Source organism: Microbulbifer maximicatervae (SeqCode) (assembly GCF_052466985.1).
In genome coordinates, this window is record NZ_CP174298.1 from 2,120,910 (window position 1) to 2,136,403 (window position 15,494).

Genomic DNA, 15,494 nt, shown 5'->3' on the forward strand with positions numbered 1-15,494 from the left:
CATCTCAAAGAGTAACCTCTCAACTGGCAACTCACTGAGCGGGGAGAACAGTTATATCAGAAAACAACAACCAGTCACCAATACCGACTCTATGTCCTCCCCGAGGAGGAGCGCCCCACTCTAGTTCGAGATGAATCAGGAGATGGGCAAGCCATCCAGGTGGAAATATGGCAGTTACTAAGCGAATATTTCGGCAGTTTAGTTGCTGCAAAACCCTCTATGGAAGCTGGCTTAACTGGCTCCAATCCAAACACTAAGCCCACTCGGCAAATTTACTTAGCCAGGAGGCATTCGTTTTCCTTCCTACTACAAAGAGCTCTTCACTAGATTTTATATCGCCATCCTCCACCCTAACGATCACCCCACCCATTTCAGTTATCAGAGGCTCAGGCAGAAAAGCGAGCAGCCTACTATTTTTTACTAGCTGGCAAAGAACCCCATAATCATTTACAACGACCTGCACCTTACGAGGATAATTAATTTCTGGCCACCCATCGCTACCTATCCCCCGCTCTTCACCACAGAAGGGTGATATCCTCGGTGCGGCAAATGGATATTGCAAGATATCTGACAGTGAAGCCTTCACCTCAGCCCCCTGCTCCACTATCAAAGGGTGGTCAGGCCCTGCAGCAATACACATTGATACTGAGCCAAGTGGCCGAGCATCCATTGTGGATGACAACTGCCCCAAAACCGCCCCGGTTATCAGGGCCAGGTCTACCTCCCCTCTGGATAACATCTTCAATGCTAAAGCTTCATAGGCCGATGTAAATGACAACCGCGCTCCTGATTCCTCACTAATAATTTTGCGGTGAATAAATGTACCCCAGGCTAGTTGCAGCATGGTCGGAGCAGCAATTCGGCACTCCTGATTTCCCTCTAGCTCACCAACTTCAGAGCGAATTCTTCTGGCAATCGCCACCATCTCAACCGCCCGACTTTGCAGTCTGCGGCCTGCATCATTGATTTTCAGTTGCTTGCCAACTCGGTCAAACAGGCGAGTACCCAGCTCTCCTTCCAGCCGCTTTAGGGTTTTACTCAGTCCGCCTGGACTCGTATCCAGCCTGTCTGCGGAGCGTTGCAGGTTCTCCGTCGCTGCAATAACTAGAAATTTCTCAAGTGCTTCTATTTCCATAGTGGAATCAAATGTCTCCATTATTGAATCGATTATTCACTAATGTACGCTTAGAATCCCCTGCATCCAAGGTCATAGCTACACAAAACCGATGAAAAATGTTCTTCTCTTTTTGGCTCTGATAATCAGCTCAAACGTATGCTTCGCACATCCTTCACTAGAACAAAATGACACTTCGATCGGAATTCATGGCATGGCCCTGTTTACCGTCGGCGAGCAAGTTATTGCCACACACTTGCCACTACATAGCGGAAAACACAGTCATCAAGTTATTTTGGAATTGGAGACTGATGACCAGGAGGAGGTGCAAAACCTCCTCAAGCGAAACGAGTTAGTTACATTGCTTCCAGAGGAATTTTCTTTACGCGAACTACGCGAGGGAAAACTTAATGCCTTTAACGCCAAATTGTTTACAGGGCATTTTGAACGAGGAGGAAAACTTGCTCTGCAAGCTGTTGCTTTCCGGGTAACCTCTCGACTAATGGACAGCCCCCTTACCCGAACAGAAAATGGGCACTACCAATTAATACTCCTTAAAAATTACACTTTGCTTGTGCATGAAATTGCATCCACCCCCAGCTTCGACCAAATACTGCTGGTCAGCACCGACCATAATTTTTCCAGCGACATTTATAGCAGCAGTTTAAAACCGCTTTCGAAAGATAGCTGGCCAAAAAGCCTAACTAAAGCCGGCATCCACTATAAGGAAGAGCTGTATTTTGAAAGTCAGGATTTCCAGTAAATGACCAAACCGATACTGATTATCCAACATGAGGAGACTGAGGGCCCGGGGTATATTTATGACTGGGCTACAGAGAAGCGAATACCGCTTTCTATCATTAACCCCCAGAAGTCACCACTTCCTCAAAGCGGCTTTAGCGGAGTTATTATCCTTGGTGGGATGATGAACGTTTGTGAGCGCGTAAGGCTCCCCTGGCTTGCCAATGAGATTGCATGGGTAAAAAACTGCATTGAACTTCCGATCCCAATATTGGGCATCTGCCTTGGGGCACAGATTCTTGCACATGCATTGGAAGCAGAGATTCGCCAGCTTCCTCAAGAGGAAATAGGCTGGCTACCTATAAGGTCTACAACAGCACTGAATTTTAATTTAGAGAATGTGTTCCAGGCACATAGTTATTTTTTTGAAATTCCGGAGGGGGCAAGCTGCTTGGCTGAATCTGATTTGTGCCCTCATCAGGCCTTTTTATTCAGCGAAAGAATAATGGGGTTGCAGTTTCACCTAGAGTGGTCCAGTGAAGATATTGCCCAACTCTTTCCTGAATACTTTAAGACCTACGGTTCCTCAGAGAAATTCCATCAGCAAGGGCGAGACTTTTTATATAAGATCCTAGACACTCACTTCTGTAAACAAGGCAACCTTAGATTAGATAAGAAGCTTAAGTATGAACAAGTGGTGCAAAGCTGTACACCCACCTAATAGTTATCAACCTTACTTTGTAAGGGGTAGCCAGGGGCGCAAACTCACTCAAGAGTAGCCGCCCCATATTAAACTGACAATTAGTTACTACTCATCGGAGCATTCAATTCCACTCTCAAAGCAAAGGCCACCACGTTGGGAGCAAATTTCAAGTAATCTCCCCTTCGCTTCAATACGACTAAAACCTTTAGAGTGAATACCGCCAGCTTTTACATCTGACATATAGCAGGCCCACTTAGGGCGCTCCTCCACCGGAACTGGATGTGCCAATTCAGACTGAGCGTCAATACTCGCCTGCAACTCCAAAATCAAGTCCTGAAGCCGATGGACATTTTTTCGCAACTTAACCACTTCTTTTTCTAAGTCACGAACATTTTCAGCTCCAGCACCGTGCTTGTGATCAGAGTGTACTTCTTTACGGAGCTTAACTACCTCTTTCTTTAACAGGCGGACTTCTTCCGCAGTTTGATGATTATCATGTGCAAATGCACTGGTGGAGAAAAGAGCTAAGGCAATTAAGAATGGCAAACTACGCATTGGGGTTACTTCCTAATGAATTTTTATTCCAGTAAAAATTTTGGGAGGAATATAGCGCAACTAACCTTAACTCAAAATGAATTCTATCGATGGAGATGCTCTGTTGACCGGATTAACATACCTACTCCAGCTATGACTGCCTCTTCACATTATTTAAATCAGAAGGATCTGTTTTAACCAGCAAAAGCGGACAAAATACATTTGTTTTAGGTCAACAAAAAAGGGCGAACACTGTTCGCCCTCTCTTCCAAAGCCATGGATTTTGGTTACCCGCCAGTAAGGCTCCGCACCATACTGATCATCACACCCGCAGCCACCGCAGAACCGATAACACCAGCTACGTTGGGGCCCATTGCGTGCATCAACAGGAAGTTGTGAGGATTGGATTCGAGCCCCACTTTGTTGGACACCCGCGCGGCCATAGGTACGGCAGAAACACCGGCAGAACCAATCAATGGATTAATCTTGTGCTTGCTGAATACATTGATCAACTTAGCCATCAACACGCCAGCCGCAGTGCCGATCGCAAACGCCACAATACCCAAAGCCAAAATACCCAGGGTTTTAGGGTCTAGGAATTTGTCTGCCGCCAATTTCGAACCAACGGAAAGTCCCAGGAAAATAGTGGTGATATTGATCAGCGCGTTCTGAGCAGTGTCCGACAACCGGGAAACGACCCCGCACTCACGCATCAGGTTACCAAAGCAGAACATACCCAATAGCGGTGCAGCAGCCGGCAGGAACAGGGCCACCAAAATCAGCAGCAACATCGGGAAGGCAATTTTTTCCCGCTTGCTCACATGGCGCAATTGCACCATTTCAATTTTGCGTTCCTGCTCAGTGGTCAGGGCTCGCATAATCGGCGGCTGAATCATAGGCACTAGCGCCATATACGAATAAGCCGCTACAGCAATAGCCCCCAACAGGTCCGGGGCCAATAGGCTGGAAACATAGATAGCTGTAGGGCCATCTGCTCCACCGATAATACCGATCGCAGCGGCATCGGCGATTGAGAAGTCCATGATTCCCGCTACCGAGAGACCCACAGCACCGAGCACCGTGGCAAAGATCCCAAACTGGGCCGCTGCACCGAGGAACAAGGTGCGCGGATTGGCTAGTAACGGACCAAAGTCGGTCATAGCCCCTACGCCCATAAAAATCACCAACGGTGCAATGCCGGAAGCAATAGCTACGGAATAGAAGTTATACAACATACCGTTATTGAAACCGGCATCCCGGGCAAACTCAGCTGCTTGTACCTGCACGGCTGCCGGCGCACTGGCCAGAGCTTCCTTTAGCGCGGGTAAAGCTGAAGTACTATCAAGGCCCAGGATCTGGGCCATTTGCGCCAAAACAGCTCCATCTCCCTGGGTAAGGGCTGTCTCTGCGGCTGAGAGTGCCAAATCAGCGCCGGGAATATTGGCCAGGATTCCGCCGAAACCGATAGGCACCAAAAGCAGGGGCTCAAAGTTTTTGCGAATGGCCAAAAACAGCAGGCCCAGGCCCACCAAAATCATAATGAACTGGCCCGATGCCATCTGCGCGACACCGGAGGAATGCCAAAGAGTAATCAGATTATCCACGTGTGACTCCTACCTTTGGCTATGCAATAGACAGCAGGGCATCACCCACCGCCACTGAATCGCCTTCTTTTACTGCCACACTGGCGACGTTACCGGCACGAGGGGCACTCACCACAGTTTCCATCTTCATCGCTTCCAGTACTAACACCGCCTGACCTTCGCTCACCTGGTCCCCAGGCTTCACCATTACTTTGAAGATATTTCCAGCGAGAGGCGCATTAACCGGCTCACCGCCGGTGGCGGGCACGGAAGGTGCACCAGCTGCTGGTGCAGAAGCACTACCAGACACCGGAGCAATATTGGTTAAGTCGCCACCATCGGCCACAGTGACGGTGTAGCTCTGTCCCTCTACAGTCACGGTGTAAACTTCTTCACCTTTGTCGTTCTTGACTGCAGCACCTTCATTACCGGTAGGTACTGGCTCGAAAGCTTCTGGATTACCACGGTTTTTCAGGAACTTCAGGCCAATCTGCGGGAAGAGTGCATAGGTAAGCACATCGTCGATCTCCCCCTCACCATCGGTCAAGACTACATCCTGTTCACCGGTTTTCTCTTGAAGCTCCAGAGTCAATTTGTCCAACTCCGGTGCCAATAGATCCGCCGGACGGCAAGTAACCGGATTAGCGCCATCAAGCACCCGGACTTGCAGCTCCTGGTTAACTTCAGCAGGCGTCGCACCGTACTCACCTTTCAAGACTCCGGCAGTCTCTTTAGAGATCGACTTGTAACGCTCTCCAGTCAGGACATTGAGCACCGCCTGGGTACCCACAATCTGGGAGGTGGGGGTAACCAGCGGGATAAAGCCCAGGTCTTCACGCACCCGCGGGATTTCCTCTAGCACATCATCCAAGCGATCCCCGGCGCCCTGTTCGCGCAGCTGGCTCTCCATATTGGTGAGCATGCCACCCGGCACCTGGGCCACCAGGATGCGGGAGTCCACGCCTTTCAAGGAGCCCTCAAACTTCGCGTATTTCTTGCGGACGTTACGGAAGTAAGCCGCAATTTCTTCCAGCAGGTTAATATCCAGCCCGGTGTCCCGCTCAGTGCCTTCCAAAATGGCCACCAACGCTTCGGTTGGGCTGTGACCATAGGTCATGGACATAGAGCTGATCGCGGTGTCCACGTTGTCGATACCCGCCTCGATACACTTGAGAGCGGTAGCCGTAGATAAACCGGTAGTAGCGTGACACTGCATATGGATGGGGATGTCCACGGCGGCCTTCAAACGTTTCACCAGCTCGTAGCCCTCATAGGGGCGCAGCAGACCGGCCATGTCCTTGATCGCGATGGAATCCGCTCCCATATCCTCGATCTGGCGCCCCAGATCCACCCACAAGTCCATGGTGTGTACTGGGCTCACGGTATAGGAGATGGTGCCCTGAGCGTGCTTCTCTTGTTTCTTCACCGCAGCCAGTGCGGTTTTCAGGTTGCGCATATCGTTCATCGCGTCGAACACGCGGAACACGTCTACCCCATTGACTGCAGCGCGCTCTACAAACTTCTCAACCACGTCATCCGCATAGTGGCGGTAGCCGAGAATATTCTGTCCCCTGAACAGCATCTGTTGGGGCGTGTTCGGCATAGCTTTCTTCAGTTCGCGAATACGCTCCCAGGGATCTTCGCCGAGATAGCGAATGCAGGAGTCGAAAGTGGCACCCCCCCAGGACTCCAGAGACCAGAAGCCAACTTTATCGAGCTTCTCAGCAATCGGCAGCATATCGTCCAGTCGCAGTCGGGTAGCGAACAGTGACTGGTGGGCATCGCGCAGGACTACATCGGTAATCCCCAATGGCTTTTTAACCTCAGTCATGGGTTATCTCTCTCGGCAGAAATTATTGGAAATTGTTTGGAAGCGATTGGTGGTTAGCGTCTTTTGCGATGCTGTTCGATCGCCGCTTTAATCACCGCATGTAAATGGGCCTTATCATTCCCAGCGGTTGGGGAAGGCGCGTGGGATACGGGCTCCGCTTCGGGGAAATAGCGGGAGATGACTCTCGACATAATACCGGTACCGATCACCAGCAATAGCAGAAAAGTAAAAACAATTCCCATACCAAACAGGGTGATATCTAGCCCCTGTTGCAAAAGTGTTTCTTGCACTGTTTATTCCCCCTGGCGCCAGGCAATAAAACCATCCATCCTGGACGGTTTCATCTGTGCCCGTAACACTATGAATTTACGTATCTATTTATTCAGGACAGCTGAAACACCCCAATTGATATTTTGTGCGTATGTAAAATCTTCGCTCACAATTAAACAAATTTATGTCGTACAACCAATAAACTTGCCCGGGAAAATCTCACTTAGCCCAGCCGTCCCAAATTTCTGCACATCGGAATCTTATTCCCTAGACTGGTAATTTCAACCGCCGCTGCACCTGATCCTCCCCCAAAAAGAGCGGGCACACAGGAAAAAATTCGTTAGTTCCAAAATGCTGATATTTTTCTATTATCAATACAAGTTGCTTTTAAAATCAAACACTTATTGGTTTCAGGGGCAACGGAGGGGTCTAAATTACCACGCCCAATTTTGGTGCGAAACATCAATAGGCTGAGTTTATTTCTCCTACTTTTATATACTGAAGAATGATCGTTTTTGCGCCATTACAATAACTTGCTGATAGAATATGCGCCTTTAGATTTATGATTTACCTCTCAACTGACTTATGACCGACAAGACACCTACCCCAGAACCTACGATTTACCAGGCACCAATGGAGGGGGTAATCGACCATCACGTGCGTGCCCTGCTCTCCGCCATTGGAGGGGTCGATATCTGTGTTACAGAGTTTGTTCGTGTCACTAATACTCGCTTGCCTCGCAGAGTATTCACCCGCTTGTGCCCAGAGGTCGACAAAGGTGCCAAGACCCCAAGCGGGATTCCAGTTCGGTTACAGCTGTTAGGCGGCAACCCCAAAGCAATGGCAATTAATGCAGTAAAAGCAGTTGAGTTCGGTGCTACAGCAATTGATCTTAACTTCGGCTGCCCTGCAAAATCAGTAAATAATAGCGACGGTGGCGCCTGCCTATTGCAAAGCCCTCACAGAGTGGAAGCTATTGTAGGAGCGGTTCGCCGCGCTGTCCCGGAAAACATCCCGGTCACCGCAAAAATCCGACTGGGCTTTAATGATCGCTCTAGCTATATGGATAACGCCCAGGCCGCAGCAGCTGGCGGCGCAAATGAACTGGCAGTACACGCTCGCTCCAAAGTCGATGGCTATAAACCCCCAGCCTACTGGGAATACATCGGTGGAATTCGCCAAAAACTCGAAATCCCAGTCATTGCCAACGGGGATATCTGGACACTTGAGGAATTTCAACGCTGCCGTGAAGTAACCGGATGCGAAGCATTTATGTTTGGTCGCAGCCTGCTAGCCAGGCCAGATTTGGGCAAGCAGATAAAAGCCTACTGCTCAGGTGAGAGCTATATAGCAATGGGCTGGCAAGAGATTATTGAAATTCTTTGGGGTTACTATCAAACCACCCGAGAAGTTTACCCTTCCAAGTATCTGGGCAATCGTATTAAGCAATGGCTCGCTTACTTGAAATTGGCTTTTCCTGAAGCCCAATTGTTCTTTGATAAAATAAAACGTCTCAGGGAGGCAGAAGAGCTTGGTAGAGCTTTTTCCGAAGAGCGGAAAATTCAAATAGCATCAATTGAGACAGCCTAATTTTCCGCACCTCTGCCAGTATCGGAATTGATACTGGCAGAGGCAGTTACCCGCTCAGATCCACTCTCACAGATCCATTTTTGGCTGCCGACTCAAGTAAGCCGGATTGTAAAATTTTTCCGCTAACTGATGCGCAGTGCTACTTTCGTAGTGAACTCTGGTTTCAGTGGTAGCTTTGATGCTATCAACCAAAACCATCTCCTGCACAAATAGCTCTTCATCCTTTATCCCCGATACAAAATGCGCAACCTTAGCCAACTTTCCAGATTTCAAGTAAAGCTCCGCTTGGATTGGGAAGAAACTCTCACTATCAAGCCACAATTTTATCTTTTGATAGCTGGCTCCTTTGGTTTTTGCCTCCAGCTGAAGTTTGTGGGTCAATTTATCCTTTAGAATTTCACTTGCCTCGAATTGCCCCCGATAGTCCTGGCTCCAGGTCAAAGTGGCGATATCACCAATTGAAGCCTCCCCCAGCAATCTTTGCATCGGTGTTATGCGGATAGGGCGGCGGCTGCGGGGCATCAATAACCAGTAGTTATCCTGCAGCATCAGCATTTTTTGCCCCTCTTCACCAACACCTTTAAATACCACCAATGATTTTCTCTCAGGGCGAGTATAAACATGGTAGCGATCTTCGCTTTCTAACTCTCCCTGTTTAAAAACCTGGATGTTGGTGACAACTTTTGAAGATGACTCTCCAAGACGATAGGAATCGGCTTTGGCCAACATGCTTTCTACCTGTACAGCGGAAAAAAGACTTTCCTTCTCCTCAGTCCCAGCTAAAACAAGGGGAGAGAACATCAGCAACAAACCAATCGCCAAGCTAACTCTGCCTAATCTTAATTTATACATGGACCAATGCCTCAGTAATCGGTTTATTGACACCTTTCCGCGCCGCAAGGAAGGATGAAAAAACACATATCGCAGCTATTGCAACCGAAATCATCCAAGCCAAGTTAATAGAGAAATAAACAGTCAAAGGATACCCCGTTGTTTTTCCCGGAGGTGGCGGCATAGTAATGTCAAACATCATCAACCCAGCGCTTATCAGACCAGCCAAAATAACACCTGCTAAAGAACCCACTACAGCAAGTACTAAAGCCTCCAATATAAACCCAGTTATCAATTCCACTTTGGATGCACCCAGTGCGGACAAGGTACCTATTTCCCGTGTTCTCTCTGTTACCGACATTGCCAGCGTATTGAAAAGCGAGACAAAGATAACCAGTGCCATAATGATGCCCATCAACCCAAAAATTCGATCATAAAGACTCTTCACTCCCTGATAGAAAAAGGCACGATCCTCCCAAGTTGTAATTTCCAACTCTGGAACTAACTCACGCAGTCTTTCCTGCAAGCTCGATGTCTTATCAAGGCTGTAGCCATAGATTGCCATGGTTGAGACCCTGTCACTATCTAAAAGGAACTGCGCAGCCTGAACAGAAATATATACTTGACGCTTATCCATATCTGGAACACCAGTCCCGAAAACTCCCCTAACCTTAAAATCTATTGCATTGAGAGCCCCATGAACTGTAGAGGACATTAAAGTAATATAATCCCCAGGCCTTACATTAAGATTTCTTGCGAGATCTTTACCCAGCATAATCTCAGGATCACTGATATCTTCACGGTTTGATAAAATACTGCCCTCAGTGACATTTAGAAAAGGCCCCTTCACCCGAAATTCACTTGGCAATATCCCCTGACCTAAAAAAATAGAAGACTTATCACCATTGGAAATTAACCCTTGCAGATAAACTCTAGGCTGCACGGCCTTCACATTTTCCTCAACCAACAAGTCCCTACGTAATTTATTGGCATTATCTAAACCAAGCTGAAGAGGAAAGTCCTCATCAGAAGAGAAATATCCCGGCTGTGTTAGCACCAAATGCCCCTCACTGCGCGCCGCGCTCTCTTTAAGGGATTGATATGTAAATAGGCCAAAACCTCCGGAGGTCATCAAGGCCGTTACCACAATGGAGATAATGGCAACAGCAAGAAAGCTTCTGCGGCGATTGCGCAATAAATTTAAAACCGCGACTTTTAAGCGACGCATAAAGCACTCTCCTGCAGAATTACACCATCTTTCAACTCAACAACTCTATCGCAATGACGAGTCATTCGATCATCATGACTGGCAACAATAAAAGCTGTTTTTTGCTCCACTCCCAAATTTTTCATTAACTCAATAATTTGTTGTGCGGTAACACTATCCAAGCTGGCCGTAGGTTCATCAGCAATTACCAGTTTGGGCTGATGCACCAGTGCTCGAGCGATTGCTACTCTCTGCTGTTGTCCACCTGAAAGTCGATCTGGCCTGTAGTTGGAAAACTGGGACAGCCCGACATGATCCAACATGCCCATTACACGCCGCCTTACTTCACCTTCTTTCATTCCATTCAAAAGAAGTGGAAAGGCTACATTCTCAAAGGCTGTCATTACCGGAACCAAATTAAACTTTTGGAATACAAAACCCAGCTGGGTACGACGGATCTTCATTGACTGCCGATGGCTTTTTCTCAGCACCTCGCCGGCAAAGCAGACTTCTCCGCTGTAATCATGATCCAGTAGCCCGCAAATATTTAACAAGGTACTTTTACCAGACCCTGATGGTCCACACAGAGCTACCATAGTGCCTGCTCGAATATCCAGATTCACATCTTTTAGGGCCCTAAGTTGAACCTCACCGGAAGTGTAAGTCTTTTCAATATGAGTGAGCTGTAACATAGATTTACTACCTGTTCGCACTATTAGTCAGAGTTTTTAACATCACCACATGGATTTGATATGCCATGACTCTCAGCCTTTGCTCCCCATAAATTCACTAACTCCTTGTCACCCTCAAGCTCTGCAGCCTGCAATGCGCCACAGTAAATCCAGCGAGTAGCGTCTGGCGGCATATATCCTATGCGTGGATCACCCATCAACTCATGATAAAGTTCAAACCCACGGTCAAAAGAATTAAAGAACTTTGGCACCTTAGTAAAAGTTGTTGCAGCAATTCCTTTGAGCAACAAGTCTTGAGGCATCCCCTGAGAGGAACGACCAGGGTTATCCATTTCTTCAATTATGGTGAGCGCCTTATCCATACGGGCAATTCCATTCTCTGCATAACTGACCTTTCTCCAGGGCAACCAGCTTTCTTTTGCCATTAGAGTCTCACTAGCCCCCAGGTAAAAAAGTACAATAGGATCAGAAGGGTTATCTTTCTGTAATGTCTTAAAAGCCTCATAGGACTCCTCTATCGCCGTCCCACCCTGTGCTGCCGCTTTTTGGTACAAATCTTCCATTTTTGCGTCCTGGGCAGCAAAGGATGAAACGCTCACCCCAAGATTTAAAGCCATTATTACAAGTAACCTTTTCATTACACTTCTCCTTGCTTCTGAATTTTTAATAGATTACCTAGCATCCAAATATCATTCAGGACAGTGCGATGAACTGTCTCTGGAGAGGATAAGAGGCAAAAACTTATGCTGAATGGCTCTAGAGGATGGATAGGTGGAAAATTACTGCACGCGAAGAGATGCTATCGTTAAAGCGTCTAAACTCAGGAGAGTGTACCAATTAGTAAAGACTGCATAATCGCCAAAATATTGAAGACCTGGTATCTAAATTGATACTAATAAGAGTGCGCGATGCACATAGAGTGGATACAGACCAAAAGAGCAGTTCCTTTGATCTGTATAAAATATCAAATGAAATTTACAAAGACTAATCCACCATTGCAATATGGGTGATCATTTCACCGACAGACTGCCCCAAATTATTTGTAGCTATAGTACGAACAATAAAAACATCGTTTTCAACATCTAAGAGTTCTACTTTTATATCTACATCTTGTCCTGCCAGCGCTAAGTTGTCCGCACACAAATCCGCAGAGGTAACAATAAATCGAGCACTATCTTCACCTGTCAACCGCCTCAAAAATATACAACATGACTTAATAAGGCTCTGCGAGGCAATAGCAACGGGCAACGCTTTCACCCGATCAAAATGCCCCATGCACATTTCTGGAGTAACTCTACCGATACTTGCCGTCAGAGACATTAGATCAATATTATGTACATTAATATCAATACTTTTGGAGTAAGGATTAATATTGCTAATAACAGGAGTGAAAGCATGGATGCTATCACTATATATCTTATGGAAAGATCTCTCCCGCATTACATGATATTTCACGTTAAGCCGTGCCGCCACTTCACCGGCAGGGTCTAACAATTCAGCCTCAGCAACCAACTCTCTCTTATTGGTAAATACGGCTTTGGTTCGGGCCAGAAGATGATCAGGGCGCATATCAGAAACAAAGCTATCATAAGTTTTCAAATCAGCTTTGCGCGCCAGGTAATAATGCTTGGATCTCACTGGATTGGCCAAAGCGCCAAAACAAGAGCCCAAAATTGCCAAGTGTCGACCAATCTCCGCGACATCCATTAAACTACTTTCATATGTACTTTGACATTGCACAGGCACTTTAGCAACAAGCCAGCCGTCAGCGTCAAAATGTAAAGCCTCTAGTGCAAAGTAGGGAGATTTTACCTCAATTAGATCCTCAACTCCTTCTACAGAAGAAGAATCCAACTTATAACTATCCAACATAATTATTCCATTAATTATCGGAGAAAATTTACACACAGGTACTCACAGCAGAATACCTGCCATTACAAGAGGGAAAATAGATTAGGCACTTTCGGAAAGAAGGCAGCATATATACCTTCCCAGCCATTTAAGAAAGTGGTCTAAAACAGAAAAACCATAAAGAAAAATCTTAGCCTATTTAACAAGTCAAAAGAGCAGAAAATAGACCTCCAGATAGAATCTCAAGCACCAGGCATGAACAAACTCAAATCCACCAAAATAGTTAATCTACAATTAAAAAAACACTCCAACCCTCAAGTCGCGGGCAATTATGCCAATCAAACTCCTAAAGTAAATTACCGACAATTACAAAAACAACCCCCTCAGCTCACACAAGATTAATAGTCAAACTATATAGCAATAGCATACAAATATATAAAAAAGCGTCCAAATTCAACCCCAAAAAGCAACCATCCTAAAGTCTTAGCAATTAAAATCACATTAAGTTTCAAGCACGGCTTTAATAGCAATTCAATAAAGCCAATATCATCTTTAACGCTATACTCTCTTATCGTAACCCCGCCTTATCACCCTTCCTTTGATCAGCGGCAGTTTGTGCATTTAGATTAAAGATCTATCGATACCAAACCAACCTGAGTGTCCGGCCTTCAAAAATAAGGGGGGGTAAAGTTACTAAATCTTAGGTAGCAGATATGAATCTCTGACATACATATCAATTTAATTAGAGGGATCACCCCCTAAGTTAAGATAATTATAAATTGTTGATCGCTACATTGTTTTAAACAACGAAGCAGCCCTGCGACTCACTGTATATTGACGCCCGTCATCCATCACCACAGATACACCGCCAGTTATTCCACGGCATACTTTTTGAATGCGCTTCACACAGACAATTGTAGAACGGTGGATCTGCCAAAATAAATCTGGTTCCAACTGGGCTAACAGCTCCTTTAGTGGGGTTCTGATAATATGCTCACCCTGACCGGAGTAAACCGTCGTATATTTGTCCTCTGCCACAAATGCCGAAACCTCATCGCAGGCAATCAGATGAATATCTTCTCCCTTGCTTGCCTTAATCCAACGAAGGTACTCAGGTCTGCTTAAGGAAAGCTGCCTCAGTAACGCCTCAATATCAGGTCCTGACTTTAGGTTACCCTCTTCCCGGTCTCTCAGGCGCTGCCGAATACGATCACAAGCTTTTTCCAATCGCTTGTCATCAATAGGTTTTAGCAGATAGTCGGCTGCCTCATGCTCAAAAGCACTTACAGCATACTCATCATAGGCCGTGATAAAAACAACAATAGGATTTGTTTGTAATTTGCCAAGAGCCTCAGCAACAGCCAAACCATCCATTCCAGGCATACGAATATCGAGAAAAACCACATCAGGCTCCTCTCGCTGGCACAGAGCTAACGCTTCGTTACCATCACAAGCTTTACCAATAACCTCAAGCTCAGGAAAAATATCGGCTAGCATTTGGTCGAGATGGTGACGCAATAAAGGCTCATCATCTGCAATTATGGCACGCATGGAAACTCCAAACGGGCAGTTACTCCGCCCTGATTATTACTTTGAATCAGTAGCTTACCACGCTCTTGGTAAAGGGTAGAAAGTCGCTCCCTAATATTGCTTAGCGCAATCCCATTGTGTTTGCTGGGGCTAAGTTTATTAGCTCCAGCAGCGAGCCCCACACCGTTATCTTCTACCTCAATAACCCACTGGTTTTCTTTCTGTTTCACCCGCAACCTGACCAGCCCACCTTTGGCTGCAGGCTCAATGCCATGAAAAATTGCATTTTCGACTAAGGGTTGCACAAGTAACGGGGGAACAAATGTCTCTAAACTCACATCCTCTGATAAATCAACTTCATACTCTAACCTTTCCCCCAGGCGTATCTTTTGAATCTCTAAATAGCATTTCAAACTGCTAAGCTCAACCTTTAAAGATACCTGGTCGGAACGGGATTTTTTCAAGCTAATTCGCAAGAGATCACTAAAGTTATCCAGTAGGTCTTCTGCCTTTTGAGGGTCGTGACGAATTAGCATTTTTAGATTGGCCAGAGTATTGAATAGAAAATGAGGCTCTATCTGGCTTTGCAGCACTTTTAGCTGGCTTTGAGCAAGAGTCTTTTGTTGTTCAAGCTTTAACAATTCAGCTTCCTGACGTTCCCTCTCAAGCTGGTGAGATTGCTCCCGGTTAAGATGGACTTGATAGAGAAAAATGGAAAGAAGAATGGCAATAATTAAAAAATCAAGTGCCCGAAATTCCCCAAAACCCGATACCCACCACCAAGCATGTAGAGTTCCCAGGACAATTGCCGCTAAACTCACTACCGCATACTTTACTTTTGAGGGCCAGGTGGGCTTGAAAAACTCGACTACCTGCCTCGTGGATGTCGCTATAAATCCGTACGCCAGAGAAATTACGCCGTGAACTGCATAGCTCCCCCCCCAGATAGCCTGGGTAATTACCGCCACCACCACACAAATTATCAATGTACGTAAGCACTCTCTTAACAGATTCACC

Annotated in this window: 15 protein-coding genes and 1 pseudogene; 4 read left to right on the plus strand and 12 right to left on the minus strand. The window is 46.5% G+C overall.

The window, feature by feature from the left end:
• Positions 1-75: 75 nt before the first annotated feature.
• Positions 76-327, plus strand: a pseudogene (locus ACJJI3_RS09300) (allophanate hydrolase-related protein); the annotation flags it as partial.
• Here ACJJI3_RS09300 and ACJJI3_RS09305 read toward each other — a convergent pair.
• On the minus strand, positions 254-1,135 hold the full coding sequence (locus ACJJI3_RS09305; RefSeq protein WP_444942232.1) for a LysR family transcriptional regulator: 882 nt from the start codon (positions 1,133-1,135) through the stop codon (positions 254-256). The pseudogene ACJJI3_RS09300 and the gene ACJJI3_RS09305 sit on opposite strands and share 74 nt — an antisense overlap.
• Positions 1,136-1,226: 91 nt before the next feature.
• On the opposite strand from ACJJI3_RS09305, the gene ACJJI3_RS09310 reads away from it, so the two are divergent.
• Positions 1,227-1,877, plus strand: a complete 651-nt coding sequence (locus tag ACJJI3_RS09310; RefSeq protein ID WP_444942233.1) for a hypothetical protein — start codon at positions 1,227-1,229, stop codon at positions 1,875-1,877.
• Positions 1,878-2,576 (plus strand): type 1 glutamine amidotransferase, encoded by a 699-nt coding sequence (locus ACJJI3_RS09315; protein WP_444942234.1) that lies wholly within the window; start codon positions 1,878-1,880, stop codon positions 2,574-2,576. It abuts the gene before it with no gap.
• Between the two features lie 87 nt (positions 2,577-2,663).
• Here the strand turns inward: ACJJI3_RS09315 and ACJJI3_RS09320 are convergent, their stop codons facing one another.
• From ACJJI3_RS09320 to ACJJI3_RS09335, 4 genes are all read right to left on the minus strand, one after another.
• The gene (locus ACJJI3_RS09320) at positions 2,664-3,113 is read right to left on the minus strand and encodes a hypothetical protein (RefSeq protein WP_444942235.1); all 450 of its coding nucleotides are present in this window, start codon (positions 3,111-3,113) and stop codon (positions 2,664-2,666) included.
• 266 nt (positions 3,114-3,379) lie between these two features.
• The gene (locus ACJJI3_RS09325; protein ID WP_282933579.1) at positions 3,380-4,696 is read right to left on the minus strand and encodes a sodium ion-translocating decarboxylase subunit beta; all 1,317 of its coding nucleotides are present in this window, start codon (positions 4,694-4,696) and stop codon (positions 3,380-3,382) included.
• A gap of 19 nt (positions 4,697-4,715) precedes the next feature.
• On the minus strand, positions 4,716-6,506 hold the full coding sequence (gene oadA / locus ACJJI3_RS09330; RefSeq protein WP_444916020.1) for a sodium-extruding oxaloacetate decarboxylase subunit alpha: 1,791 nt from the start codon (positions 6,504-6,506) through the stop codon (positions 4,716-4,718).
• Positions 6,507-6,559: 53 nt separating this feature from the next.
• Complete coding sequence (locus ACJJI3_RS09335) at positions 6,560-6,796, minus strand: OadG family protein (RefSeq protein ID WP_282933580.1); 237 nt, start codon at positions 6,794-6,796, stop codon at positions 6,560-6,562.
• A 565-nt stretch (positions 6,797-7,361) separates the two neighbouring features.
• On the opposite strand from ACJJI3_RS09335, the gene ACJJI3_RS09340 reads away from it, so the two are divergent.
• Entirely contained in the window at positions 7,362-8,366 is a 1,005-nt protein-coding gene (locus ACJJI3_RS09340; RefSeq protein ID WP_444942236.1) for a tRNA dihydrouridine synthase, read from the plus strand.
• A gap of 66 nt (positions 8,367-8,432) precedes the next feature.
• Here the strand turns inward: ACJJI3_RS09340 and ACJJI3_RS09345 are convergent, their stop codons facing one another.
• From ACJJI3_RS09345 to ACJJI3_RS09375, 7 genes are all read right to left on the minus strand, one after another.
• On the minus strand, positions 8,433-9,218 hold the full coding sequence (locus ACJJI3_RS09345) for an outer membrane lipoprotein-sorting protein (RefSeq protein ID WP_444942237.1): 786 nt from the start codon (positions 9,216-9,218) through the stop codon (positions 8,433-8,435).
• Positions 9,211-10,425: an ABC transporter permease gene (locus ACJJI3_RS09350; protein ID WP_444942238.1), complete on the minus strand. Its 1,215-nt coding sequence runs from the start codon at positions 10,423-10,425 to the stop codon at positions 9,211-9,213. Before ACJJI3_RS09350 ends, ACJJI3_RS09345 begins: the two co-directional genes overlap by 8 nt.
• Positions 10,413-11,096 (minus strand): ABC transporter ATP-binding protein, encoded by a 684-nt coding sequence (locus ACJJI3_RS09355; RefSeq protein ID WP_444896590.1) that lies wholly within the window; start codon positions 11,094-11,096, stop codon positions 10,413-10,415. The genes ACJJI3_RS09350 and ACJJI3_RS09355 overlap by 13 nt, the downstream gene beginning before the upstream one ends.
• A 23-nt stretch (positions 11,097-11,119) precedes the next feature.
• On the minus strand, positions 11,120-11,734 hold the full coding sequence (locus tag ACJJI3_RS09360) for a hypothetical protein (RefSeq protein WP_444942239.1): 615 nt from the start codon (positions 11,732-11,734) through the stop codon (positions 11,120-11,122).
• A gap of 346 nt (positions 11,735-12,080) precedes the next feature.
• Positions 12,081-12,968 carry a hypothetical protein gene (locus ACJJI3_RS09365; protein WP_444942240.1) on the minus strand — a complete coding sequence of 296 codons (888 nt, stop codon included), beginning with the start codon at positions 12,966-12,968 and terminating at the stop codon, positions 12,081-12,083.
• 768 nt (positions 12,969-13,736) lie between these two features.
• On the minus strand, positions 13,737-14,498 hold the full coding sequence (locus ACJJI3_RS09370; protein ID WP_444896587.1) for a LytR/AlgR family response regulator transcription factor: 762 nt from the start codon (positions 14,496-14,498) through the stop codon (positions 13,737-13,739).
• A complete protein-coding gene (locus ACJJI3_RS09375) occupies positions 14,486-15,493 on the minus strand; it encodes a sensor histidine kinase (protein ID WP_444942241.1) in 1,008 nt (335 codons plus the stop codon). Before ACJJI3_RS09375 ends, ACJJI3_RS09370 begins: the two co-directional genes overlap by 13 nt.
• Position 15,494 lies beyond the last annotated feature (1 nt).

What these genes read in the sequence shown, in the direction of transcription:
- ACJJI3_RS09310 (WP_444942233.1), top strand. Translation starts at nt 1,227, where the DNA reads ATGAAAAATGTTCTTCTCTTTTTGGCTCTGATAATCAGCTCAAACGTA.
- ACJJI3_RS09345 (WP_444942237.1), bottom strand. Translation starts at nt 9,218, where the DNA reads ATGTATAAATTAAGATTAGGCAGAGTTAGCTTGGCGATTGGTTTGTTG.
- ACJJI3_RS09370 (WP_444896587.1), bottom strand. Translation starts at nt 14,498, where the DNA reads ATGCGTGCCATAATTGCAGATGATGAGCCTTTATTGCGTCACCATCTC.
- ACJJI3_RS09305 (WP_444942232.1), bottom strand. Translation starts at nt 1,135, where the DNA reads ATGGAAATAGAAGCACTTGAGAAATTTCTAGTTATTGCAGCGACGGAG.
- ACJJI3_RS09355 (WP_444896590.1), bottom strand. Translation starts at nt 11,096, where the DNA reads ATGTTACAGCTCACTCATATTGAAAAGACTTACACTTCCGGTGAGGTT.
- ACJJI3_RS09360 (WP_444942239.1), bottom strand. Translation starts at nt 11,734, where the DNA reads ATGAAAAGGTTACTTGTAATAATGGCTTTAAATCTTGGGGTGAGCGTT.
- oadA (WP_444916020.1), bottom strand. Translation starts at nt 6,506, where the DNA reads ATGACTGAGGTTAAAAAGCCATTGGGGATTACCGATGTAGTCCTGCGC.
- ACJJI3_RS09340 (WP_444942236.1), top strand. Translation starts at nt 7,362, where the DNA reads ATGACCGACAAGACACCTACCCCAGAACCTACGATTTACCAGGCACCA.
- ACJJI3_RS09320 (WP_444942235.1), bottom strand. Translation starts at nt 3,113, where the DNA reads ATGCGTAGTTTGCCATTCTTAATTGCCTTAGCTCTTTTCTCCACCAGT.
- ACJJI3_RS09365 (WP_444942240.1), bottom strand. Translation starts at nt 12,968, where the DNA reads ATGTTGGATAGTTATAAGTTGGATTCTTCTTCTGTAGAAGGAGTTGAG.
- ACJJI3_RS09350 (WP_444942238.1), bottom strand. Translation starts at nt 10,425, where the DNA reads ATGCGTCGCTTAAAAGTCGCGGTTTTAAATTTATTGCGCAATCGCCGC.
- ACJJI3_RS09315 (WP_444942234.1), top strand. Translation starts at nt 1,878, where the DNA reads ATGACCAAACCGATACTGATTATCCAACATGAGGAGACTGAGGGCCCG.